At 55.7% G+C, this 21179-nt stretch carries 20 protein-coding genes; 5 read left to right on the plus strand and 15 right to left on the minus strand.

Going from position 1 to position 21179, the window contains the following annotated elements; all coding sequences use genetic code 11:
- Positions 1-370 precede the first annotated feature (370 nt).
- The 3 genes from ACKPCT_RS10005 (at position 371) to nagA (ending at position 3500) form a co-directional block, all read left to right on the plus strand.
- Positions 371-1306, plus strand: a complete 936-nt coding sequence (locus ACKPCT_RS10005) for a BadF/BadG/BcrA/BcrD ATPase family protein (protein ID WP_319569110.1) — start codon at positions 371-373, stop codon at positions 1304-1306.
- Positions 1299-2165, plus strand: a complete 867-nt coding sequence (locus ACKPCT_RS10010; RefSeq protein WP_319569111.1) for a GntR family transcriptional regulator — start codon at positions 1299-1301, stop codon at positions 2163-2165. The genes ACKPCT_RS10005 and ACKPCT_RS10010 overlap by 8 nt, the downstream gene beginning before the upstream one ends.
- A 144-nt stretch (positions 2166-2309) precedes the next feature.
- Complete coding sequence (gene nagA, locus ACKPCT_RS10015; RefSeq protein ID WP_319569112.1) at positions 2310-3500, plus strand: N-acetylglucosamine-6-phosphate deacetylase; 1191 nt, start codon at positions 2310-2312, stop codon at positions 3498-3500.
- A 366-nt stretch (positions 3501-3866) separates the two neighbouring features.
- On the opposite strand, the gene ACKPCT_RS10020 is transcribed toward nagA, so the two are convergent.
- Complete coding sequence (locus ACKPCT_RS10020; protein ID WP_090067856.1) at positions 3867-4721, minus strand: SDR family oxidoreductase; 855 nt, start codon at positions 4719-4721, stop codon at positions 3867-3869.
- A 122-nt stretch (positions 4722-4843) separates the two neighbouring features.
- Here ACKPCT_RS10020 and ACKPCT_RS10025 point away from each other — a divergent pair, with 122 nt between their 5' ends.
- Positions 4844-5752: a LysR family transcriptional regulator gene (locus ACKPCT_RS10025; RefSeq protein ID WP_090067854.1), complete on the plus strand. Its 909-nt coding sequence runs from the start codon at positions 4844-4846 to the stop codon at positions 5750-5752.
- Between the two features lie 75 nt (positions 5753-5827).
- Here ACKPCT_RS10025 and pntB read toward each other — a convergent pair whose 3' ends face one another.
- The 5 genes from pntB to ACKPCT_RS10050 form a co-directional block, all read right to left on the minus strand.
- Complete coding sequence (gene pntB, locus ACKPCT_RS10030) at positions 5828-7234, minus strand: Re/Si-specific NAD(P)(+) transhydrogenase subunit beta (protein ID WP_090067853.1); 1407 nt, start codon at positions 7232-7234, stop codon at positions 5828-5830.
- Positions 7235-7249: 15 nt separating this feature from the next.
- On the minus strand, positions 7250-8821 hold the full coding sequence (locus ACKPCT_RS10035; protein WP_090067851.1) for a Re/Si-specific NAD(P)(+) transhydrogenase subunit alpha: 1572 nt from the start codon (positions 8819-8821) through the stop codon (positions 7250-7252).
- Positions 8822-9411: 590 nt separating this feature from the next.
- Positions 9412-10098, minus strand: coding sequence for a 6-phosphogluconolactonase (pgl, locus tag ACKPCT_RS10040; RefSeq protein WP_319569113.1), 687 nt, complete (start codon positions 10096-10098; stop codon positions 9412-9414).
- Positions 10099-10411: 313 nt separating this feature from the next.
- Entirely contained in the window at positions 10412-11419 is a 1008-nt protein-coding gene (locus ACKPCT_RS10045) for a glucokinase (RefSeq protein ID WP_090067846.1), read from the minus strand.
- Between the two features lie 242 nt (positions 11420-11661).
- Positions 11662-12138: a GNAT family N-acetyltransferase gene (locus ACKPCT_RS10050; protein ID WP_175527851.1), complete on the minus strand. Its 477-nt coding sequence runs from the start codon at positions 12136-12138 to the stop codon at positions 11662-11664.
- A gap of 35 nt (positions 12139-12173) precedes the next feature.
- On the opposite strand from ACKPCT_RS10050, the gene ACKPCT_RS10055 reads away from it, so the two are divergent.
- Positions 12174-12590 carry a gamma-glutamylcyclotransferase family protein gene (locus ACKPCT_RS10055; protein WP_319569114.1) on the plus strand — a complete coding sequence of 139 codons (417 nt, stop codon included), beginning with the start codon at positions 12174-12176 and terminating at the stop codon, positions 12588-12590.
- A 123-nt stretch (positions 12591-12713) separates the two neighbouring features.
- Here ACKPCT_RS10055 and ACKPCT_RS10060 read toward each other — a convergent pair whose 3' ends face one another.
- The 9 genes from ACKPCT_RS10060 to ACKPCT_RS10100 form a co-directional block, all read right to left on the minus strand.
- Entirely contained in the window at positions 12714-13259 is a 546-nt protein-coding gene (locus tag ACKPCT_RS10060) for a biotin transporter BioY (protein WP_090067840.1), read from the minus strand.
- A gap of 34 nt (positions 13260-13293) precedes the next feature.
- Positions 13294-13935: an energy-coupling factor transporter transmembrane component T family protein gene (locus ACKPCT_RS10065; protein WP_319569115.1), complete on the minus strand. Its 642-nt coding sequence runs from the start codon at positions 13933-13935 to the stop codon at positions 13294-13296.
- The gene (locus ACKPCT_RS10070; RefSeq protein WP_319569116.1) at positions 13935-14687 is read right to left on the minus strand and encodes an energy-coupling factor ABC transporter ATP-binding protein; all 753 of its coding nucleotides are present in this window, start codon (positions 14685-14687) and stop codon (positions 13935-13937) included. Before ACKPCT_RS10070 ends, ACKPCT_RS10065 begins: the two co-directional genes overlap by 1 nt.
- Before the next feature lie 395 nt (positions 14688-15082).
- The gene (locus tag ACKPCT_RS10075; protein ID WP_090067837.1) at positions 15083-15904 is read right to left on the minus strand and encodes a sugar phosphate isomerase/epimerase family protein; all 822 of its coding nucleotides are present in this window, start codon (positions 15902-15904) and stop codon (positions 15083-15085) included.
- Between the two features lie 105 nt (positions 15905-16009).
- Positions 16010-16843 (minus strand): carbohydrate ABC transporter permease, encoded by an 834-nt coding sequence (locus tag ACKPCT_RS10080; protein WP_090067835.1) that lies wholly within the window; start codon positions 16841-16843, stop codon positions 16010-16012.
- Complete coding sequence (locus tag ACKPCT_RS10085; protein ID WP_090067833.1) at positions 16840-17709, minus strand: carbohydrate ABC transporter permease; 870 nt, start codon at positions 17707-17709, stop codon at positions 16840-16842. Before ACKPCT_RS10085 ends, ACKPCT_RS10080 begins: the two co-directional genes overlap by 4 nt.
- Before the next feature lie 86 nt (positions 17710-17795).
- Complete coding sequence (locus ACKPCT_RS10090) at positions 17796-19076, minus strand: ABC transporter substrate-binding protein (RefSeq protein ID WP_244544547.1); 1281 nt, start codon at positions 19074-19076, stop codon at positions 17796-17798.
- A gap of 53 nt (positions 19077-19129) precedes the next feature.
- Positions 19130-20215, minus strand: coding sequence for an ABC transporter ATP-binding protein (locus ACKPCT_RS10095; RefSeq protein WP_319569117.1), 1086 nt, complete (start codon positions 20213-20215; stop codon positions 19130-19132).
- Complete coding sequence (locus ACKPCT_RS10100) at positions 20212-21030, minus strand: DeoR/GlpR family DNA-binding transcription regulator (protein WP_319569118.1); 819 nt, start codon at positions 21028-21030, stop codon at positions 20212-20214. The genes ACKPCT_RS10095 and ACKPCT_RS10100 overlap by 4 nt, the downstream gene beginning before the upstream one ends.
- Positions 21031-21179: the final 149 nt, after the last annotated feature.

A 21179-nucleotide genomic window follows, 5' to 3' on the forward strand; every position in this document is an offset into this window, starting at 1 on the left:
CAGCGCTGTGCACTATGCCTCAGGGGAATTCCTGATACCAGTCCAAAATGAAGCGGCCATATGACGAGGCTCGCATTCCTTTATGGGGAGAAGCCCGCAAGGTCATTCTCTGGACGGTTCCCCCAGTGCCCCATTGAATGAATTTGTCTTGTTCAAAAAGGCCGATACCACCTTCGTACCAATAAAGTCTGTCAAATAACTTTCATCCGCTAACGATTGTATTTGCTCCGTCATTCGGAAGACGAATTGAAATTGGCTTTGATTGGTCTTCTACTCTTGGTAGATGGGTTGGCTCACCTGAAGGCTCATCAGCCAGTCCATTGCAAATGGGGACGGGAGCGCATTAAGCGCCCAGTGAGGAGATTTGGCAATGGCAAGTTCAGAGCCCCTGTATATGGGGATAGACGGAGGCGGCTCCAATTGCCGCGGACGTCTGAGAAGTGGAGACGGATCCCTTCTTGGAGAAGCAATCAGTGGCCCGGCACAAACCAGTCAAGGCATCATGGCAGCGCAAGAGCAGGTCGCGCGTGTGGCGCGGGAAACCCTCAAGGATGCAGGCTTCGGTGCAGAAGTGTTGGAGACGACCCATGTGGGGATAGGCCTTGCAGAGCTGCATATCAGCGCGGACAAGGAAGCCTTTCGCAACTGGGAACATCCCTTCGCCTCCTTGCGGGTCTCCAGCGATGCTCACATCGCCTGTCTTGGAGGACATGCGGGCGCGCGCGACGGCGGCATTCTGATCCTTGGCACAGGCAGTTGCGGATATGGTCTGGTCAAGGGCCACTCGGTGAATGTCGGCGGCTGGGGCTTTGACCTTTCAGACATGGCAAGCGCGGCACAAGTGGGCGTGTTGGCCTTGCGCTATGCAATCGCGGCGCTGGATGGCATTTATGAAGTCAGCACGATGACAGACCATATCATGGCGATGTTCGGGGACAGTCAGGAAGAAATGGCCCTATGGGCGAGCAGAGCCACACCGCCGGACTTTGCCGGTTATGGTCATCTTGTGGTGCGGTTCGCCGAAAAGGAAGATCCGGTGGCCCTCAAACTCATGTCTGACTGTGGCACACAAGCCAGCGCCATGTTGCGTGCTCTGGCGTGGCGCGGCATCAATCAAATTGCCCTGATGGGCAGCTTCGCTGAAGCGGTTGAACCATGGCTGGAAGCGGAGACCACATCCCTGATTGTTCCTCGGCTCTATGATGCGCGTGATGGAGCCATTCTCATGGCTGGCGGTACCCTGCCTCCTCTTCAGCCAAACCATGAGCAGGATATGGGTTACAAAGAACGATACGGTCATGGTTGAGTTTGGCCGCCTTATCGAGCATGTCAGGCAGGTCGCAGATCTTGAAGCCCCCAGCGCTACGCCGCTTTATCTAAGACTTCAGCGCGGCATCGAAAAGGCAATCGAGGCCGGTCTTGTCGCGGTCAATGATGCCTTGCCCGCCGAACGAGAACTAGCCCATGCGCTGGGCATATCTCGCGTTACGGTGCGCAATGCGGTTCGGGTGCTCGTAGACAAAGGCATTCTGGTGCAGCGCCATGGGGCGGGCACCTTTGTCGCCTCAAGCCAAGCTCTGCGCCCAAGGCAAATCACAGGCTTTACCGAAGACATGCAAATAAAGGGGCACGCGACGGCCGCTCTATGGCTGGAGCGCTCAAGCGGGCCGCCCACCCCCGAGGAATGTGAGGCGTTGGAAATACTGCCCGAAAGCCCTGTCAGCAGGCTGTATCGATTGCGCATGGTGGATGAAAAGCCCGTATGTCTTGAGCATACGGTACTCCCTCACAGCGTCTTGCCAGACCCGACTGCGATCGAGACATCGCTCTACGCGTGGCTGGAAGATCACCATCAGCGCCCGACCCGTTGCGTGCAAACCCTGTCGGCGCGATTGCTGGATGTGAGCCACGCCCATCTATTGGGTGTACCAACCGGCTCAGCCTGTCTCTATGTGGAGCGGCGATCCTTCATCCGGCAGCGCCACGCGTACTCGGGATCGGGGGCCGGAGTAGGAGCAGGATCAACAGCTCCTTCGTCCCCCATTAACCCAGACAAGCCGACCCGAAGAATCAGTCTGATCAGGCAAGAGGATCATCCAATCGAATTTGTGAGGGCCTACTTCCGCGGAGACCTCTATGAATTCGTCTCCGAATCCACAATTTGACCCAAACCGTCGGAGAACTATGCACCAACAACTCGGCGGAGCTGTGTGTTTTGTCTTCATAAACCGTCAAAACCGCCTCCAGGCGTGGAGCCTCCCTTCTGTGATGCTATGATGGAGTATCCCTCTTGCCGCAGGATGCGCGTCATGTGCTTCCTTGCCAACCGGACCGATGCCATGACACAGATTCTGATGCATGCCCGCCTGTTTGATGGCGACCAGTTCCACGCAGGCAAGGCCGTGACACTGGAAGACGGTCGGATCAGGTCCATCATCGACAGCCCCAACAAACTGGGTGGCTATGAGCCGCATGACCTCACAGGGCTCGTTCTGGCTCCCGGTTTTGTTGATGCGCAAGTGAATGGCGGTGGTGGCGTTATGCTCAACGCAGACACAACCCTGCCACAGCTAGAGGCCATGGCAGATGCCCACAGGGCCTATGGCACCACATCAATGCTACCGACCCTAATCAGCGATGCATGGCCCGCCATGGAGCATGTTGCGCATCTGATCGAGCTGGCGCACCGCCATTGGGGAGAAGATCGCAGTCTGTCCGCAATCAAGGGCGTGCATTTCGAGGGGCCCTACCTCAATGCCGCCCGCAAGGGTGTCCATCCCGAAGAGCAATTGCGCCCGGTAGATGATCGGGCAGTGGATTTGATGACGCATCCCGATCTTGGTGTCCGCCTCATCACGGTAGCGCCGGAAAAAGTCGGCCCGGGCTTCATTCGGGAGTGCGTTCATCAGGGGGCTCTGGTTTCGGCAGGCCATACGGCTGGCAGCTATCAGGATATGACGGCAGCCATCCGGGCGGGTCTGCGCGGCTTCACCCATCTGTTCAACGCCATGACGCCCATGGGCAGTCGTGAGCCGGGGGTGGTTGGCGCTGCGCTCGATGATCCCGATACATGGTGTGGTCTCATCGCGGATGGCTTTCATGTGCATCCGGCTTCCATGCGCAACGCCATCAAGACCAAACCGCGCGGCAAGGTGATGCTCGTGACCGATGCCATGGCGAGCGTGGGGTCTGACGAGGCAGCCTTCACATTGCATGATCAAACGGTCACGGTTCAAGATGGACGCTGCCAGCTCAAAGATGGCACGCTAGCCGGCTCGGCCCTCACCATGATAGGCGCGGTGCGCAATGTGGTAGAACTGATCGGCCTACCTCTATCGGAAGCCCTGCGGATGGCGTCGCGCTACCCGGCCAGCTTCATGCGCATGGACACATCGCTGGGGTTGATTGCGCCTGGCTTCAGCGCCGATCTGGTGGCCTTCGATCCGGAGACATGGACCGTCAAGCATAGCTGGATCAATGGCTTTCACCGGGCGCATTGAAGGGCACACTCCTCATCAAGGGACAGCTATCGGTACTTGAGATTGTGATTCAAGTCAGCTGTCTCATTCTTAAGAAACCGATTCAAGTCGCGGTGCCAACACGTTCGAAAATCACTTCAAGTGAATGGAAATTCGCGAGTCTTATCAAGAAGATAGACATCACTGTTGAAAGTGTAATTCAAACAGTTCAAGCCGTTCACAGACTGATTCAAGTCGGTGATGACAAGAGCGCCCGCACACGCAGATCCACCGGCGCTAAAAGGTTCGCAAGGCTTGCCTGCGAGCAAAAAAACCGGGGTCGCCTCGGCGTACCCCGGTTCATGAACCTGCTTTTCTTCAAAGAATGAGAAAGCGGAGGAGAGAGCCTTATAGGGCTGACTTGATGCTTTCTGCAATGGTCGTTGTCGGGCGACCGATCAAGGCAGACAGGGTTTTGGAATTGTCTTCAAGCCAGCCGCCCGCAGCGTTGGCGCTGGAGTCAGCAAGCACCTGGGCAAAGCCTTCCGGCACGCCTGCACCCGTAAGCGCAGCGATATAGTCTTCCTTGGACATGTCCATATATGCAGCCTTCTTGCCAGACAGGGTCGCAACTTTGGCAGCCAAGGCACTCATCGTGAAGGCTTCGTCCCCTGCCAGCTCATAGATCTTGCCAGCCTGCTCTTCAACAGACGATGTCAGAACCACGGCAGCGGCTTCGGCATAGTCTGCGCGCGAGGCAGAGGCAACACGGCCCTCACCCGAACATCCGATCACGGCACCTGTTTCAAGCACCGGAGCGAGGTTTTCGCTGTAGTTCTCGTTGTACCAGCCATTGCGCAACAGGGCATGAGGAATGCTGGATGCATTCAGAATCGCTTCTGTCGCCGCATGCTCTTCAGCAAGCAGCATCGGAGACTGATCTGCCCTCAGGATGGAGGTATAGGCCATGAACTTGACACCATTGGCTTTGGCAGCCTCGATCACGGCTTTATGCTGAGGCACACGCTGGCCGACGGCGCTTCCGGAGATCAGCAGCAACTTCTCGACGCCCTTGAGGGCTTCGCCATAGCTCTCTGGCTGATCGTAATCGGCCTTGCGCACGTTAACACCCTGAGCTGCCAGATCGGATACGGTTTCGGGGTTGCGCACCAGAGCGACAATTTCGCTGGCTTCGGTTTTCGCCAACAGAGCTTTGATGACAAGTCGGCCGAGATGGCCAGAAGCACCTGTTACTGCAATCATTTTGTTTCCTTTCCCCGTTGCCCATGCTGGTGGGCGGTCGGTTTATCATTGATGTTGACCCTAATATGGGGTTGCTGCATTGTTATCACTAGAACTAGTTTTCAGAATGGATAGTTCCATAAATGAGTACAATCGGATATCAGCATTTGCGTCCGCTGGCAATTTTTGTGCGGGTTGTCGATGAAGGCAGCTTCGCTTCGGCTGCCCGTTCCCTCAAATCAAGCCGCTCTCGGGTTTCAGAACAGATCACTCAGTTGGAAGATGATCTGGGCGTGCGCCTTCTACATCGCTCCACACGCAAATTATCGCTGACGGAAGAAGGCCGCAGGGTCTATGACAAGGTGCGCGCCCTGCCCCGCCTGCTTGAGGAAACCATTGAAATCGCGACGCAGGAAAAGCCGTCCGGCCGCGTTTCCATTACGGCGACGCACGATGTCGGGGTTTCGCAATTGCTGCCCGCACTGGAAAGCTTCCGCGCCCGCTATCCCGATGTAGAGCTGGATATCATCCTCAGCGATGAGCGCCTTGACCTCGTCGCCGAAGGGATCGACATGGGCATTCGCATCGGCCTGCCCCGCGATGACAGCCTGATTGGGAGGGTGCTTTATGAAGACAGGTTCGGGCTTTATGCCAGTCGGACCTATCTGGCCGCCCATGGTACGCCAGCTGATGTGCAGGCGCTCAGTCGGCATCGCTGGGTCTGTCTGAGCAATGTCAGTCCCGGCGGCGTGCATCGGCTGTTTCGCGGCAAAGAGCTGATTACTATCACTTCGGCTCACTATGAGCTTTGCAATTCACCGCACATGGTGATCGCCATGGCGATGGCAGGCATGGGGCTGGCACAGATGTTTCCGTCCACCATCCGCAAAGAGGTGGCCGCAGGACAGCTGGTGCCTATTCTACCTGAATTGACCGGAGAGACGATGATCTTTTCACTCGTCTATCCATCTCGCAAGCATCTGCCTCTCAGAACACGCGCATTGATCGACCATCTGTTGGCCGCGCGCCTGTTTGACGCCCCACGCGTTTGAGAGGACGACAGGCAAACAAAAACGCCCGGAGGATAACCCCGGGCGCTTTCAATTCATGCTGGGCAGCTCTACAGCTTATGAGATCAGCTGAAGCAGCGTGTCCAGAGATGCCTTGGCATCGCCATAATACATGCGGGTGTTCTCTTTGAAGAACAGCGGGTTCTCGATACCAGAGTAACCTGTGCCCTGACCACGTTTGGAGACAAAGACCTGCTTGGCTTTCCAGACTTCCAGAACCGGCATGCCGGCGATCGGGGAGTTTGGATCTTCCTGAGCGGCAGGGTTCACGATGTCGTTGGAACCGATCACGATGACAACATCCGTTTCCGGGAAGTCTTCGTTGATTTCATCCATTTCCATCACGATGTCATAAGGCACCTTGGCTTCAGCCAGCAGCACGTTCATGTGACCGGGAAGACGACCAGCCACCGGATGGATGGCGAAGCGAACTTCCTTGCCCTTGGCGCGCAGGCGGCGGGTCAGTTCAGCAACATTCTGCTGAGCCTGAGCAACGGCCATGCCGTAACCGGGAACGATGATCACGCTATCTGCATCTTCAAGGCTGGCGGCAACGCCATCAGCGTCGATTGCGATCATCTCGCCTTCGATTTCCATGGCCGGGCCAGTGGAGTTACCAAAGCCGCCAAGGATCACCGAGATGAAGTGACGGTTCATTGCCTTACACATGATGTAGGACAGGATGGCACCAGAGGAGCCCACCAGAGCACCGGTCACGATCAACAGGTCGTTGCCGAGCAGGAAGCCGGTTGCCGCAGCAGCCCACCCCGAATAGGAGTTGAGCATGGAGACAACAACTGGCATGTCGGCACCGCCGATGGCCATAACCATGTGAACACCAATGACGAAGGCAATCAGCGTCATCAGATAGAGGGTCCATGCGCCCGCACCATTCATATACATGATGAGCAGGATGAAGGACACAACCACCATCACGATGTTCCAGAGGTGACGGCCCGGCAGAAGCATGGCTTTACCGTCAATGCGGCCAGCCAGCTTGCCATAGGCAATCAGAGAGCCGGTGAAGGTGATCGCACCAATGAAGACACCGAGGAAGATCTCGATCTCATGGATGACCTCTTCGGCAGGGGTCGGGAAAGCATGCGCAGTCATATCGGAGTTGAGACCGATGAAGACAGCAGCCAGACCCACAAAGCTGTGCAGCATGGCAACCAGCTGCGGCATGCCGGTCATTTCAACGCGCTTGGCGACAACAGCACCGATGACGGCGCCGATGACAACTGCGATGAGCAGAACGACAGGGCTGGCAGCAAGCACAGTGCCCAGAGTGATATCATGTGGATCGATCGGACCGAAAACGGTGGCCAGAACAGCGATCGCCATACCGACGATGCCGAACCAGACGCCGCGCTTGGCGCTTTCCTGATCCTTCAGTCCACCCAAAGACAGGATGAACAGCACAGTAGCCGCGATGTAGGCGGCGGTTTGCAATTCAGCGTTCATAATAACCTCCGCCTATCAGGATTTCTGGAACATCTGCAGCATACGACGGGTAACCATGAAGCCACCGACGATGTTGATTGAGGCGATCAGGATGGAAATGAATGCCAGAAGCAACACAATCCATGACCCTGAGCCAAGCTGCAGGAGCGAGCCGAGGATGATAATCCCCGAAATGGCGTTCGTCACAGCCATAAGAGGCGTGTGCAGGGAGTGGCTGACGCCCCAGATAACCTGGAAGCCGATGAACACGGCCAGTACGAACACGATGAAGTGGCCCATGAAGGCAGCAGGTGCATAAAGGCCGATAAGCCCCATAATAACTGCGCCAGCCACCAGAAGGCCGATCTGCTGACGACCAGCCTTGCGGGCGGCAGCTTCTTCTTCGGCCTTGATTTCTTCAGGAGTCTTTTCCTTGACTTCCTTCTTCGGCTGAGCCGCAATCGCCTGAATTTTCGGCGGTGGAGGCGGGAAGGTAATTTCGCCTTCAAAGGTCACAGTTGCGCCGCGGATCACATCGTCTTCCATGTTGTGGTTGATCTGACCATCCTTTTCAGGGGTCAGGTCAGTCATCATGTGACGGATGTTTGTTGCATAAAGCTCGGAAGCCTGTGCGCCCATGCGAGATGGGAAGTCGGTGTAGCCAACGATGGTTACGCCATTGTCGGTTACGACTTTCTCGTCCTTGACCGTGCCTTCAACGTTACCACCGCGTTCGGCGGCAAGGTCGACGATCACGGAGCCAGGCTTCATGGCCTTGACCATGTCTTCAAGCCAAAGCTTTGGAGCGGGACGGTTCGGAATCAACGCAGTGGTGATGACGATGTCCATGTCGCCGGCGATTTCGCGGAATTTGGCAAGCTGGGCGTTGCGGAACTCTTCGGACTGAACCGAAGCATACCCGCCAGTGGCCGAGCCATCCTGCTGTTCTTCTTCAAAATCCAAATAGACAAATTCGGCGCCCATCGATTCGACCTGTTCGGCCACTTCGGGACGCACGTCAAATGCATAGGTGACAGCACCGAGCGCAACAGACGTACCGATTGCGGCCAGACCGGCAACACCGGCACCAACAATTAGAACGCGTGCAGGGGGCACTTTACCGGCAGCGGTGATCTGACCGGTGAAGAAACGACCAAAATTGTTACCCGCTTCGATTACAGCGCGATAACCGGCAATGTTCGCCATGGAGGACAGAGCGTCCATTTTCTGGGCACGGGAAATACGTGGCACCATTTCCATTGCGATGACATTCGAGCCAGCAGCCTTGGCTGCTTCCATGCCTTCTTCGTTGCCTGCAGGGTTGAAGAACGAAATCAGTGTCTTGCCCTTGGCAAGATATTTCAGTTCGTCAGACTCTGGCTGTCGCACCTTGGCAACAATGTCAGCAGCCTCCCACAGCGCAGCCGCGTTCGGGACAATTTCAACGCCCGCTTCTGCATAAACCGCGTCGGAAAAACCGGCCAGAACACCGGCACCGCTTTCCAGGACACAGTCATATCCCAATTTCTGAAGCTGCTGTGCCGAAGACGGCGTCATGGCTACGCGCGCCTCTCCCTCGAACAGCTCCTTAGGTGTACCTATCTTCACGACAGACTCCCTTCTCACAAAATGTTAATGCTCCCCGCTGAGTCTCCCCAACAAAGAAGCAAATTACCCTCCGGCTCTTATAGTGCAGACCAAAGTCAAATTGCCAAGCCATCTTTGTGGATCAGTTGCGCGTTATCCGGTGCGATTTACCAAAATTTGTCCCGCATCGTGGTAATTTTTCCTCATTTACGCAAATTCACATAGATAAATCAGACGATTTGACATACTCCCTACAGTCATCAGAACCACTTTTTGAGTAGTTCGATTTCTGTCTCCATAATCAATAAGCGCGGCAATCATCCGGATGGATGCCAGGCGGGATATTTTCCATAAGAGCCAATATGGACCATATCTCTCTGTGCCACAGTGGGCTCAAGCCGTATGCAATTTCTAACCATACTGCACTGACTGCACATTAGATGATTGTAGCGCTTTGTGAAAGAGATGGAAGTGATCCGAGAGGACAGCTTTTCTGTATCGAATTGCCTAATTTTACAATTGTTTTGTTCAGAATCACGTTTTTTCCACGACAATTTGCATTGATTATCGATATGGGCTGGCCAGAAGAGGGCCCGTCCCGTTGTATCTAGCTAGTCTGCGTAATGAATGGTTGTGGCCCGAGCCCTATTGAGAATGACCCGCACTGGCGCGTCTTCCACGAGTCCGACTTTCTGGGCCTCACGCAGGGTAACTTTCTTTTCTTTGCCCACGATCAACACGTGGGCCTTGCGGGCACGTTCCAGAACCGGAGCCGTTAGCGTGAAACGCGGCTCTCCATCTTCATGATCGCGAACCACCATGACCGTCGGCGCCCAAAGCCCCAGCGCTTCTTCAAGCTGGTCTGAGTTGGGAAGGAGCGCTGCTACACGCGTATCCGTTCCCATGCCCAGGATGCACACATCAATCGGTAGAATCTCATGCAGATCGGTTGCGATCAGAGGCAGCGCATCTTCCGGCTCGGAAACCTCGTGATAAAAAGGATGGAACTGGGCTTCAGCAGCCAGATTCTGCAACAGGAGTGTGCGAACCTGACGCCCGTTCGAGTGTCCGGAAGCTTCGGGCACAAAATGCTCATCCGTCAGGATGACAGAGACGCAGTCCCATTCGACATTTTGCAGACTGAGTTCGCTCAGGAAAGCACGCGGGGTTTCTCCGCCCGGAACAGCAAGCGTGGCTCTTCCCCTCTTGCGGATGGCCTTGTTCAGTTCAGCTGCCACCTGTTCGGCAAGGCCCGCCGCCAGGCTGCCTCGGTCGGGATAAACTCGGGTTTCAGTCACGTTTTTCTCCTGCATTCAGAGCATGCTGCGGTTCTGCAGCGGAACAGGCCCTGTTTATTCTTTCTGGAATGAATATGTCCGCCCGTTGCAATGCGCGACCTTATGAGGAGCCCCCATTCCAGACCGCGTTGGCAAACAGCAGGAGGACCAGATTGGCCCTCTCGAATCGCTACCCATGCCACCACTGGCTTATTAGGGCTGGCACATTGCAGTTTTATGATTGTCGGAAAAGAGCGGGAGACCTGAAAAAGGCAGCGCCCGGATGGAGCGCTGCCTGAAATAGCCCGACGGAGGAGATGACTAGTGATCAGCTCTAGTGCAAATCCGGATCAAAGGTCATGGCGTTGATCGCCCCTTCAAGACCGAAATTGGAATTACGGTAGAGATAGATCGGCATATTGACGCGGAATTTGGTATGACGTCCGCCCTGATTGAAGCCGCGCAGGAAGTGTGGATTCTGGAAGATCCATTCATTCTTCTGCAGCACACCACCGGTCAGGAAGACACCGCCATAGGCAGAAATGTAAAGCGCCAGGTCGCCCGCCACAGCGCCCAGATGATGGGCAAACATGTTGATGGCGCGCACGGCCAGAGGATTGCCCTCTGTGCGGGCGACATCAAAGATATCGCGCGCCGACATCTCGGAGGGCTCTTGTCCGTCAAGCAGCTCCAGCGCTTTCATCAGATAAGGAATACCGGTACCCGACAGGATTGCCTCGGCTTCCAACGCAAGACAAGGGGTGCTGTCCATCTGGGTTTCGGGCCACAGTTCGGCCAGCTTGGTGAATATGGCGACCTCATCAAGGGAATGAGGCGCGACACGCACATGGCCGCCCTCGCCTTGCAGCACTTCGGGCTGATGGCCAGCCCAGACTTGGGTACCAACCCCCAGACCAGTACCCGGACCAATGATCAGGCGCGGCGGCGTCGGGACTGGCGGGGTTTGCAGAGCCGCAGGAAGCGCGCCCTGAATAAGCGTGAGGTCATCCGGATCGGCCGTGACGAGAGACCATGCAGCCGCCTCAAAATCGTTCAGAATGCGCGCGCCCTCGGCTCCGGCCGCGACGATGAGGTCGGCCTGCGAAAATTGCTGATTGCCAGCATTGGTCAATGTGACATAGCCATTCTGGATAACACCCGCTGCGGCCACCACGACATGGCGCGGGCTCGATCCAATCTTGCCAACGAAGCTTTTGACCGCATCGGTCAAGTGCATTGTGCCGGTCGTATCGAAAGTATGCTGTTCTTTGATGCGGCCATCCACCGCGGCAGCCAAACGCATATTGGTTCCACCAACATCGGCAACCAGTTCCCAAGCCATTGCGCTTCCCTCACAAATTAATAGTCTGACAAACAGGTTTCACTTCAACAGACAGCGCCTTAATCCATGGCAAGTCTTTGCCAAACTGCGCCGGGGCAATATCATCTCGCCCGAACCACGTTCTGCATACAGGGAATCAATGTTATTTTCATCCCCCAAATTAATTTTCCCTTTCTATAGGGCCGCCTTTGAGCCTTTGGAAGCTCCTTTTTCGAATAGCTGCAATCCCATGGAATTGCCCATTAGAGGGATCTCCGATAGATCGTCAGCAGACCGCGCTCTGAAGGTGAAGTCAAACCGGTGTTCTCCCAACAGGCCTTTTCGATCAACGAGCGCGCGCCATCGGTTGTGCAGTAAATTACCCCGAGCCCATGGTCTCTCGCGGCCTCCTCGACAGCACTAATCAACGCAAACCCAACGCCTCGGCGGCGATGGACGGACGGCACATAAAAGGCAGACAGGAACGGCCCGAATCCATATTCTTCTCCCAACCCCTCATTCTTCAACGCCACTATGCCCAGAGGCTCACCATCAGGGGAGAGAGCCAGACGAGCCAAAGGCAGGGCGTCTCCATCAGCCCATTCTTCCAGATCGGCAATGGCATCTCCAGGACCCTCTGGCCCATACCAGTCAGACCATTGGTAACAAAACCATTGGGCAATCACCGGAATTGCACTTTTGCATTTCGAAAGTGATACTGTATCAAACTTTTGCGTCATATGACCTTCTGCTCCCATTCAAGGAAGACCAAACCATGTGTGAAGACTTCCTCTTTGTCTATGGCAAGTTACGTCAGCATTTCGATAGCGAAATCTCTCGCCTCTTTTTCAATCATGCCCGCAATGTAGGCCCCGCCCTGTTTCAGGGACGCCTTTATCAGATAGCGCACTATCCCGGAGCAGTCCCGTCTGACGATCCGCAAGAGCAAATCGTGGGGCACCTGCTCGCCCTGCCAACTGAAGAGCCCCTCTGGCGCGCTATTGATGAATATGAAGGCATCGGACCCGACTTTTCCGAGCCGTTCGAATATGAACGCTGCAAAATGCCGGTAAGCCTTGAAGATGGAACGCAGGTTGAGGCCTGGCTCTATATCTACAGACACGATCTCTCAAACAGCGACCGCATTCCCCATGGGGACTACTTCCGATTTCTCCAGGTTGCTCCCCTTTAAACAAGCCCCACTTGTCCAGAAAAAAGGGGCGACCGGATTGGCGCCCCTTCTTTGATAGACCTAAAGCGGACGGTGCGCATTAAGCGCCCTGACATGCGTCCTGCACACGATCCGCTAACCGGGTCAGCCGCGCGAAAGCAAGGCACTCGGACGTGCCTTGGCAATGCCCTGAAGGACAAAACCGGCAACAAAGGCTTTGATCACGTCACCCGGAATGAAGACCAGAACCATGGACGCAGCTTCCATGAAGGATTTATCAAGGCGCACAGCCATGCCCAGAACACCCAGCAGGTAGAGTACGAAAATGCCGCCAACGATGGACGCGAAGGTACCGGCGATGAGCAGGTTGCCCTTGCCCCATTTCTCCACGATCAGACCGGTAGCATAGGCTGCAAATGGCCAGCCAAGGAAGAAACCGACGGTCGGACCGGCAAGCACGCCCAGCCCACCACGTCCACCAGCCAACAGCGGCAAACCGGCCAGAACCAGCACGACGAACAGGATCATGGAGAGAGCACCGCGGCGCGCGCCCAGCACGACGCCAGCCATCATGACACCAAGGCTCTGGGCGCTGACGGGTACTCCGAACGGTAGCATAAATTGTGGCATGAGGCCCAATGCGGCAACGAGTGCCGCAAACAGAGCGATAAAGGCAACTTGGCGTTCCATAAACTGTATTCTCCCTTACATTTTAGTGCACGCGCTATTGGGGCGCGCTATCCGACTGAATTTCTTTTGTCTTTGTATTCTGAAGTCCACCGCGCGCCTTCAACGCCTCGGCGACCCGATCCGCATCATCAATGGCGCTGAGCGCCAGAGGCACCAACAGGCGCGGGCTAGTCCGCCTTGGGCTGCGCGCACGCCAAGCCTGATTGAGCTGGGTTCCTCTTTGCAGGAACAGAGGCGTGAAGCGTATGACCAACCCCATGGCAAACCCCAGTGCGCGGGGCGGCAAGCCAAGCGCATGGAATGGCTTTGCCAGCGTTTCTATTACGGCCATCATATCATCAAGACGCGATGTCATGGTCACCAAATTTGCAAGGCTGACCGTCGCAATTATCTTGAGACAAATAGCGAGCCCTTCCTCGATGCGCCCTGTGACGACCTGATAGATGAAGATAATGGCGACAAGATAGACAACCGGCTTCAAGCGCTGGGCGCCCAGTTTCGCGAAATAGCGTCCGGCAGAGGCATAGAGCAAAACCACCGGAAGGCAGGACGCCAGCAGCAGGCGCCAGTCAGCCAGCGGCCAGAGCACCAGCGTAAAGAGGCACAGCAGAAGAAGCTTCAGCCACACAGGCAATCGATGCATCCAGCTTCTTTGCTCTACGGTCAAGGACAGCATCAGCCCTGCTCCCCATTCGTGGCGGGCAGGCCGGGGCCAAGAATTTCGTCATCGCTGAAGACCAGACGTTCCATCTTTTCGCGATAGGCTGGCAACACATCGGCCGGGGCACCATCCGCAATCAGCTGTCCTTTTTCAAGCCAGAGAATGCGATCATAGCTCTCCAGATGATCAATATCGTGGGTGACAAGCACCACTTGCTGCTCAAGCCCGTCCAGCCAATGATAGAGCCGCCGCGTGGTAGGCCAATCGAGACCGGCAAAGGGTTCGTCTAGCAACACCGCCTTGGGCTGCATGGCCAGCACAGCCATCAGACAGACCAGATGCCGTTGCCCTTGCGACAGCGTAAAAGTGCCCCGCTCGGCCCAATCAAGCCGTCCGAAGGATTGCAGGAAACCGCGCGCGGCCTCGCGGGCCTGCTTGCGGTTACCAGACAGGCTTTCCAAGCCAAAGGCAATTTCCTCTTCCACTGTCGGGAAGATGATCTGATGATCGGGATTCTGAAAAATGAGCCCGATGGTTTCGATGGCCTTTTTGCGATCCTTGGCGATGTCGACCCCATGCACACGGATTTCACCGGCCTCAGGTTCGATGAGACCGGAAATCATGCGCGCCAAGGTGGATTTGCCCGAGCCATTACGCCCGATCAGACCAATGCGCTTTTCACGCAGCTCTATGGACAGGTCCTTGAAGAAGGGCTTGTCATTCAATTGATGGTTTACCCCATCAAGGACGATGGCATTGTTCATCATGTCACTATCAGCCGCATCTGAGGCGGCACCGGAGCGAAGGTCCGAGAGGCCTTTTTCGAAATCACCTACAGGTCAACTCCAGATCACGCGAGCCAAAGGCTCAAAATCTGCACGCTCAGAGGGCGATAGCGCTCATATGCGCTGATGCCAACTGCGTGCGGGCTGGCAAAGGTCATAGCCAAGAATGGACACAAAGGCCAGCAATCAGACCCATCCCAATGGTTCCTTTTGTGGAGAAACTGATCACAATTGTCGCAGATTGGGCCCAAAGGCCCTGTTTGCGATCTATCCGAGGTAAACCAAAGGTAATTTGCGAGTAACAGCACCAAAGGGCAATGCCACGCAGCACCGCCTTTTGATATTGCAATCATGAAGCGCCCTTTGCGCAGCGTCCGCTACTCGGCCAAGCCAAGCGCCTCGAGATGTTTAACCGTTTGCGGCAACAGCTCCTTGCGGTCGCGCGCTTCGATGATCAGGCGCGGCGCGGCGTGGATGTCCGATAGCGCCTTGAAGACACCGCCCCAGGGAATAGAACCCTCACCCGGATGCCAGTGGCGATCGGCAAAGCCGTCGGCATCCTGCAAATGCACATGCCCCAGAAGCGGACCGGCGACAGTCACATAATCCGCCACCGGAGGGGCCTTATACTGGCCATGGGCCAGTTGGGCATGGCCGGTATCGAGGGAAACCTGCAACATCGGGCTATTGATGATTTCCACCAATTCGCAGCGCAACGCCGGATCGGCATCATCGATATTTTCCAGCATCAGGCAGCAACCAATCTGCTCGGCGCGCTGGACAACAGGTTCTAGTATCCGCTGCGCTGCTTCAAAGATATTCGGCTTGAGATAGGCATAGTTGGTGAAATTGAGGCTGTGCCAGAAAGTGAAAGGGCTATGCACGACCATGTGTGTCGCGCCCAGCTTTTCGCATTTGTTAAGTGCATCAAGCAGACGCACCGTCACAACCTGCTGGATCAGCGGATCGGTTGCAGCCAGATCGAGACTGAAAAACGGGCCGTGAATGCCATGCAGGCCCCTGAAGCCATCCAGAACATCCTTATAGGCCTCGATCAGGTCGTCCTGATCGTCATCCAGAACATCCACCATGCAGAAATCCTGCAATTCGATGGTGCGGTTCTTCTCAAAAATCCAGTCTTTCAGAGAAACAAGTTCATCATATTTGAGCGAAGCGCCAAGCACTGGCAATGGAGGCATGGGATGTAATTCCTTTTATCTGGCCTGTTTTTCAGGCCCGTATTTCAGATCCGTTTTTCTGGCTTTGACTATTTGGTCAAGGTCGGGCCGACTCGTTGGTTTGGCCTATTTAATACCAGCTCGCATGAAACTTTGAACAAACTGTCTCTGGAAAAGCAGAAAGCCCACAAGAAGAGGACCGGAGGTCATCAGCGTTGCGGCATTGATGACCGACCATTCCACTCCGGATTCTGTCATGGAAAAGACAGAGAGCCCCACGGTCAACGGACGGGTTTCCACCGAGTTGGTGACAATCAACGGCCACAGGAAGTCGTTCCAATGGGCAGAAACCGACACAAGGCCAAAGGCAAGATAGGTGGGTTTAGCCAGCGGAATATAGACCCGCCAGAGAGTTCCGATCAGCCCTTCCCCTTCGATCCGCGCTGCATCATCAAGCTCTTTGGGGATGGTCATGAAGGTCTGGCGCAGCAGAAAAATGCAGAAGCCAGAGGCAAAATAGGGCAGCCCGATTGCCAGAATGCTATCCACCAACCCCAAGGTGCCCATGGTCTCATAGTTCTTGACCAACAGAATATCGGGTGTGACCATGAGCTGCAGCAGCACCAGCGTGAAGAGGATGGTCTTGCCGGGGAATTTCAACCGCGCAAAGGCATAGGCGGCGAATGTGCTGAGCACCAACTGCGCGCTGAGCGTCATGGCCACCAGAATCATGGTGTTGAGGAAATAGCGCGCAAAGGGCGCCTGCACCCACGCCTTTGGAAAGTTTTCCAGCGTCAGCGGGGCGGTCAGTGTGAAATTGGTCTCGTAGGCCGAGGGGTGGAACGCTGTCCAGACGGCATAGGCCAGTGGCAAAATCCATAGAAGGGCAAGTAGCCAGGCCCCGAAGGTCATCAGCACCCGATCGAGACGGGCTGCAAGCGAGGTGTCTTGAGCAGTCATTTGTAATGCACCTTACGATCGAGCCAGAAGAATTGCCCAATGGCCAACAGCGAGAGAACGAACAGGATGACCACTGTCATCGCACTGGCCGAAGCGGTGTCCCAATATTCAAAGGCCGTTTCATAAATGTGATAGAGCAGCAATCTGGAGGCATTGTTTGGCCCGCCGAGGGTCATGATGAAAATATGATCGATGAGGCGCACCGAATTGATGATGGCGTTCACCAGAATGAACAGGGTCGTGGGCATGATCAGCGGCAGGGTGACGCGGCGGAAGAAGGTCCAGCGCCCTGCCCCTTCCAGCTTGGCCGCCTCGCGCAAGGGTTCCGGAATGGTCTGCAAGGCGGCGAGATAGAAAATCATGAAGAAACCGGCATTCTTCCAGACGGCAACCACCAGCACCGTATAAAGGACCGTATCAGGGTCGCCCATCCAGTTCTGCGCGGGCAAATCAAACAGGGCGCGGATCTGGTCGATGAGCCCGAAGCTTGGGGTAAAGAAGAAAAGCCAGATGTTGCCCACCGCGATCATCGGCAGCACGGTCGGTGTGAAGTAGGCCATGCGCAGAAAGGAAAGCCCAGCCATGCGGCTATGCACAAACAGCGCCATGACCAGAGCAATGATGATGGAAGCAGGGATCGTGATGGCGGCATAGATGAGGTTGTTCCAGCAAGAGCGGATAAACACATCGTCTTCGAGCAGATAGAGATAGTTATCGATACCGACGAAATGCGCCGGACGACGTCCGTGGGGCGTCGAGAAAAAGCTGCTAATGACGGTTTCAATAGCTGGAATATGGGTAAAGCCCATGAGCAGCACCATCGCCGGTAACAGCAGCAGCAGAGCATATATCCAGTCGCGTCTCATTCTTGCCCTCACATGCGATCCATCGCAAAGTCATAAAAGAAGCGAGGGGAAGACATCCCCCTCGCAAAAGCCGATCGCAAAGTGGATCAGCGATAGTTTTTCAGAACGCGTTCCGCTTTCTTCTGAGCTTCTTCAAGCGCTTCCTTGGGTGATTTCTCACCAGCCAGAGCGGCATGAATGGCGTCGTTGAGGAAGTTGGTCACTTTCTGGTTTTCATAGGTGGACAGCTCTGCAACCGCATATTCAAGCTGATCGCGGGCAACGGCAGCCTGCGGCACGTCCTTGGCGTAGGCTTTCATCGCTTCGGTTTCCCATGCGGCCGGGCTTGGAGCGACATAGCCGGTTGCGATGGACCATTTGGCAGCCTGTTCCGGAGCAGAAATCCATTTTACGAAATTGACAGCGGCCTTCTTCTGGTCTTCGGAGGCATCCTTGAACAGAACGAAGTTGCCGCCACCGGTTGGTGCGCCGTAGCGTTCATGCTTTGGCAGAAAGCCGACACCAAAATCAAACGGAGCATTGGTGCGGATGTTGGTCAGGTTGCCGGTGGTGGTCCAGATCATGGCGGACTGACGCTCGAAAAAGGCTTTCGGCGTGGCAGACCAAGAGGTTACACCATCTTCGATGACCTTCTCTTTTTTGGCCATATCGACGAGGAACTGGAGGGCCTCAACCACTTTCGGGTTGGCAAAGTCGGTCTTGTTGCCGTCTGCATTGGCCAGAATGGCACCTGCTGGCGTGGACAACCCCTGGAATAGCCAGTAAGGGAAACCATCAAGCGGAATGCGCAGGCCCCACTGGGTTACGTTGCCGCTGTCGTCCTTTTTGGTCAGCTTGTGCGCATAGTCGACCATCTCTTCCCAGGTTGCCGGGGCCTTGTCCGGGTCAAGACCAGCTTCCTTGAAAGCTTCCTTGTTCCAATACATGACGGGCGTGGAGCGTTGGAAAGGAATGCCCCAGGTTTTGCCGCCGGTCTGACTGTTCATCATGAAAGCAGGGTAGAAAGAGCCGAACCATTCCTTGCCTTCTTCATCGGTGACGAAGTCATCAAATGGCTCGATCAGGTCCTGATCAATCAGGGTGAACATGTCAGTGGAGAGCAGCACCGAAAGCTGAGGTGCGTTGCCACCGCGGGCAGCCGTCATGGCTTTGGTCAGGGCGTCGGTATAGGAGCCTGCATAGATCGCATCGATATTCACGTCTTCATGAGACGCGACATAGTCTTCGGTCAGCGACTGGATGGTATCAGCAGCCTTGCCGCCAACAGAAACCGGAAAATAGAATTGCAGGTCAACAGCAAATGCTGGCATGGCAACAGCGGAAAGCATGGCTGCTGCAAGAGTGGATTTGAGAAAACGGGAAGCCATGGGTATGGTCCTTTTCATCCTGTTTGACTGTTAAAAATAGATTTGGTTATCGATCAAGACCGCAGGGCCTCGACCAGTTTTTGGGACTTTATGAGACGTGCCCCTGATGCCTTGTCGAACAAGGCCAGTTCCTCAGGAGCGAAGGAAAGGGAGACCCGACTGCCTGCAGCAAAATGGCTTCTGCCAGAGGCCCGCACGGTGATCATTTCATCGCCAACCAGACAATCGAGCATGGTGTCTGCGCCCTGAAACTCGGCGGCAGCGATGGTGGCCTTCAAGTGGCCCTTCTCATTAGGGGTTACTGCTTCCGGGCGAAGCCCGAGCAACAGTTCGGTGCCGGCATCACGGCTCAGTTGCCGCCCCATATCGCCAAGCGCAGAGGCTTCGAACAGGCTCATGGGAGGCGTCCCGATAAAGCGGGCAGCAAAGGTGGAGCGTGGCGCATCATAAAGGGCGCGTGGTGCATCAACCTGTTCCACCTGACCTGCATTGAGCAGCACCACCTGATCCGCCATGGTGATTGCCTCGGCCTGATCGTGGGTGACATAGACCATGGTAAAACCGAGTTTTTGTTGCAGGGCCCGCAGCTCGACCCGCATCTCGTGACGCAATTTGGCATCAAGGTTTGAAAGCGGCTCATCCATCAGACAAATGGAACGCTCGGCAATGACGGCGCGGGCCAGCGCCACGCGCTGCTGCTGTCCGCCGGAAAGCGCGCCGGGCTTGCGATCCAACAGTTTTTCAAGGCCCATCAGCTCAGCAACTGCGAGCAGCTTTTCGGTGCGCTGTTTCTTCGGCTCCTTGCGGGTCTTGAGGCCAAATATGATATTCTCGGCCACATCCAGATGCGGAAACAGAGCGTAGGACTGGAACACCATGGACAGATCGCGCTTATCTGGAGGGCGGCGAGTAACATCTTCATCGCCAATCCGAACCGTGCCTTCCGTGGCGGTTTCCAGACCTGCAATGATGCGCAACAAGGTCGACTTGCCGCAGCCGGATGGTCCAAGCAAGGCTGTAAAAGAACCAGCGGGAATGGATATGTTCACGCTATCGAGCGCCTTGGTCTGATCCCAGCTTTTGGAGATCGACTGCAGCTCGATTGATCGCCCGTGATGGGCCGGATGTGCAGCGCTCATCGCGTGCCTCGCTCATAAGGGTCGTTGCTCGCGTCAGCCTTCTCATCACGGCTTGTTTCATTGGCAATAATCACGCTGGCCGAGCCAAGCCCGCTTTCAAATGGATGCGGAATGGGTTCATCGCAGACAATGCAGGACACATCAGAAAGATGCCCGCCCCGCACATGGGCCGCGCGCCCGAATTTGGTATGGTCCATGACCAGAAAAGACTTTCGACTGTTTTTCATGATGGCCCGGCGGCTCCCTACTTCAGCCTCGGAGAAATCCAGCAGGCCGCCATCGGGCGTCACACCCGCCACGCCGAAAATACCGAAGTCCACCTCAAAGCGATCAAAGAAGGCCTCCACGTCCGAGCCCAGAATGTCCTTGTCGCCCGGGCGCACGCTGCCGCCCGCAATGGTCACAGACCAGTCGTGGCGCTCGCTTGCCTGCATGGCAACGTTGAGGTTGTTGGTAAAGACCTTGAGATTGGCCTTTTCCTGCAAGGCCTCGATGACCATTTCCGGGGTGGTGCCTATGGAGAGCGCTAGAGTGCTGCCATCGGGAATATGTTTGGCAACTTCAAAGGCAATCTGCCGCTTGGCGGTTACATTCATGATCTTGCGCTTGGCATAAAGCAGGTTGCCGCTCACCGGTGGTGGCTCCACCCCGCCCCAGACGCGACGCAGCTCGCCAAGTTCACACAGGGCGTTGACATCACGGCGAATGGTTTGAGTGGAAACATTGAACTGTTCGGACAAGGCATCGATGGCTGAAAAGCCGCTTTCGGTAACCGTCCGAATGATTTCCAATTGCCGTTCGCTATAGTGTTTCATAATGCCCTGATCCGCTCTTTGCGAAGCTCACCAAAAGCTACCTTGCCCTTGTCCCCTCCAGTAAGGGGTGCCGACTTGTGGCTTTCGCCAAAGCTTGCACCCCCGTCGCCTGGAGAGGCTAAAGGCTCAATTGCTCTGTTTATGAGGGG

Origin of the sequence: Cohaesibacter marisflavi (genome assembly GCF_963665895.2) — a bacterium.
Lineage (GTDB): Bacteria > Pseudomonadota > Alphaproteobacteria > Rhizobiales > Cohaesibacteraceae > Cohaesibacter > Cohaesibacter marisflavi.

Excerpts from the sequence above, each read along its gene's own strand:
- ACKPCT_RS10005 (WP_319569110.1), top strand. The coding sequence starts at position 371 with ATGGCAAGTTCAGAGCCCCTGTATATGGGGATAGACGGAGGCGGCTCC.
- ACKPCT_RS10010 (WP_319569111.1), top strand. The coding sequence starts at position 1,299 with ATGGTTGAGTTTGGCCGCCTTATCGAGCATGTCAGGCAGGTCGCAGAT.
- nagA (WP_319569112.1), top strand. The coding sequence starts at position 2,310 with ATGTGCTTCCTTGCCAACCGGACCGATGCCATGACACAGATTCTGATG.
- ACKPCT_RS10020 (WP_090067856.1), bottom strand. The coding sequence starts at position 4,721 with ATGATTGCAGTAACAGGTGCTTCTGGCCATCTCGGCCGACTTGTCATC.
- ACKPCT_RS10025 (WP_090067854.1), top strand. The coding sequence starts at position 4,844 with ATGAGTACAATCGGATATCAGCATTTGCGTCCGCTGGCAATTTTTGTG.
- pntB (WP_090067853.1), bottom strand. The coding sequence starts at position 7,234 with ATGAACGCTGAATTGCAAACCGCCGCCTACATCGCGGCTACTGTGCTG.
- ACKPCT_RS10045 (WP_090067846.1), bottom strand. The coding sequence starts at position 11,419 with ATGGCTTGGGAACTGGTTGCCGATGTTGGTGGAACCAATATGCGTTTG.
- ACKPCT_RS10050 (WP_175527851.1), bottom strand. The coding sequence starts at position 12,138 with ATGACGCAAAAGTTTGATACAGTATCACTTTCGAAATGCAAAAGTGCA.
- ACKPCT_RS10055 (WP_319569114.1), top strand. The coding sequence starts at position 12,174 with ATGTGTGAAGACTTCCTCTTTGTCTATGGCAAGTTACGTCAGCATTTC.
- ACKPCT_RS10060 (WP_090067840.1), bottom strand. The coding sequence starts at position 13,259 with ATGGAACGCCAAGTTGCCTTTATCGCTCTGTTTGCGGCACTCGTTGCC.
- ACKPCT_RS10065 (WP_319569115.1), bottom strand. The coding sequence starts at position 13,935 with ATGCTGTCCTTGACCGTAGAGCAAAGAAGCTGGATGCATCGATTGCCT.
- ACKPCT_RS10070 (WP_319569116.1), bottom strand. The coding sequence starts at position 14,687 with ATGATGAACAATGCCATCGTCCTTGATGGGGTAAACCATCAATTGAAT.
- ACKPCT_RS10075 (WP_090067837.1), bottom strand. The coding sequence starts at position 15,904 with ATGCCTCCATTGCCAGTGCTTGGCGCTTCGCTCAAATATGATGAACTT.
- ACKPCT_RS10080 (WP_090067835.1), bottom strand. The coding sequence starts at position 16,843 with ATGACTGCTCAAGACACCTCGCTTGCAGCCCGTCTCGATCGGGTGCTG.
- ACKPCT_RS10085 (WP_090067833.1), bottom strand. The coding sequence starts at position 17,709 with ATGAGACGCGACTGGATATATGCTCTGCTGCTGCTGTTACCGGCGATG.
- ACKPCT_RS10090 (WP_244544547.1), bottom strand. The coding sequence starts at position 19,076 with ATGGCTTCCCGTTTTCTCAAATCCACTCTTGCAGCAGCCATGCTTTCC.
- ACKPCT_RS10095 (WP_319569117.1), bottom strand. The coding sequence starts at position 20,215 with ATGAGCGCTGCACATCCGGCCCATCACGGGCGATCAATCGAGCTGCAG.
- ACKPCT_RS10100 (WP_319569118.1), bottom strand. The coding sequence starts at position 21,030 with ATGAAACACTATAGCGAACGGCAATTGGAAATCATTCGGACGGTTACC.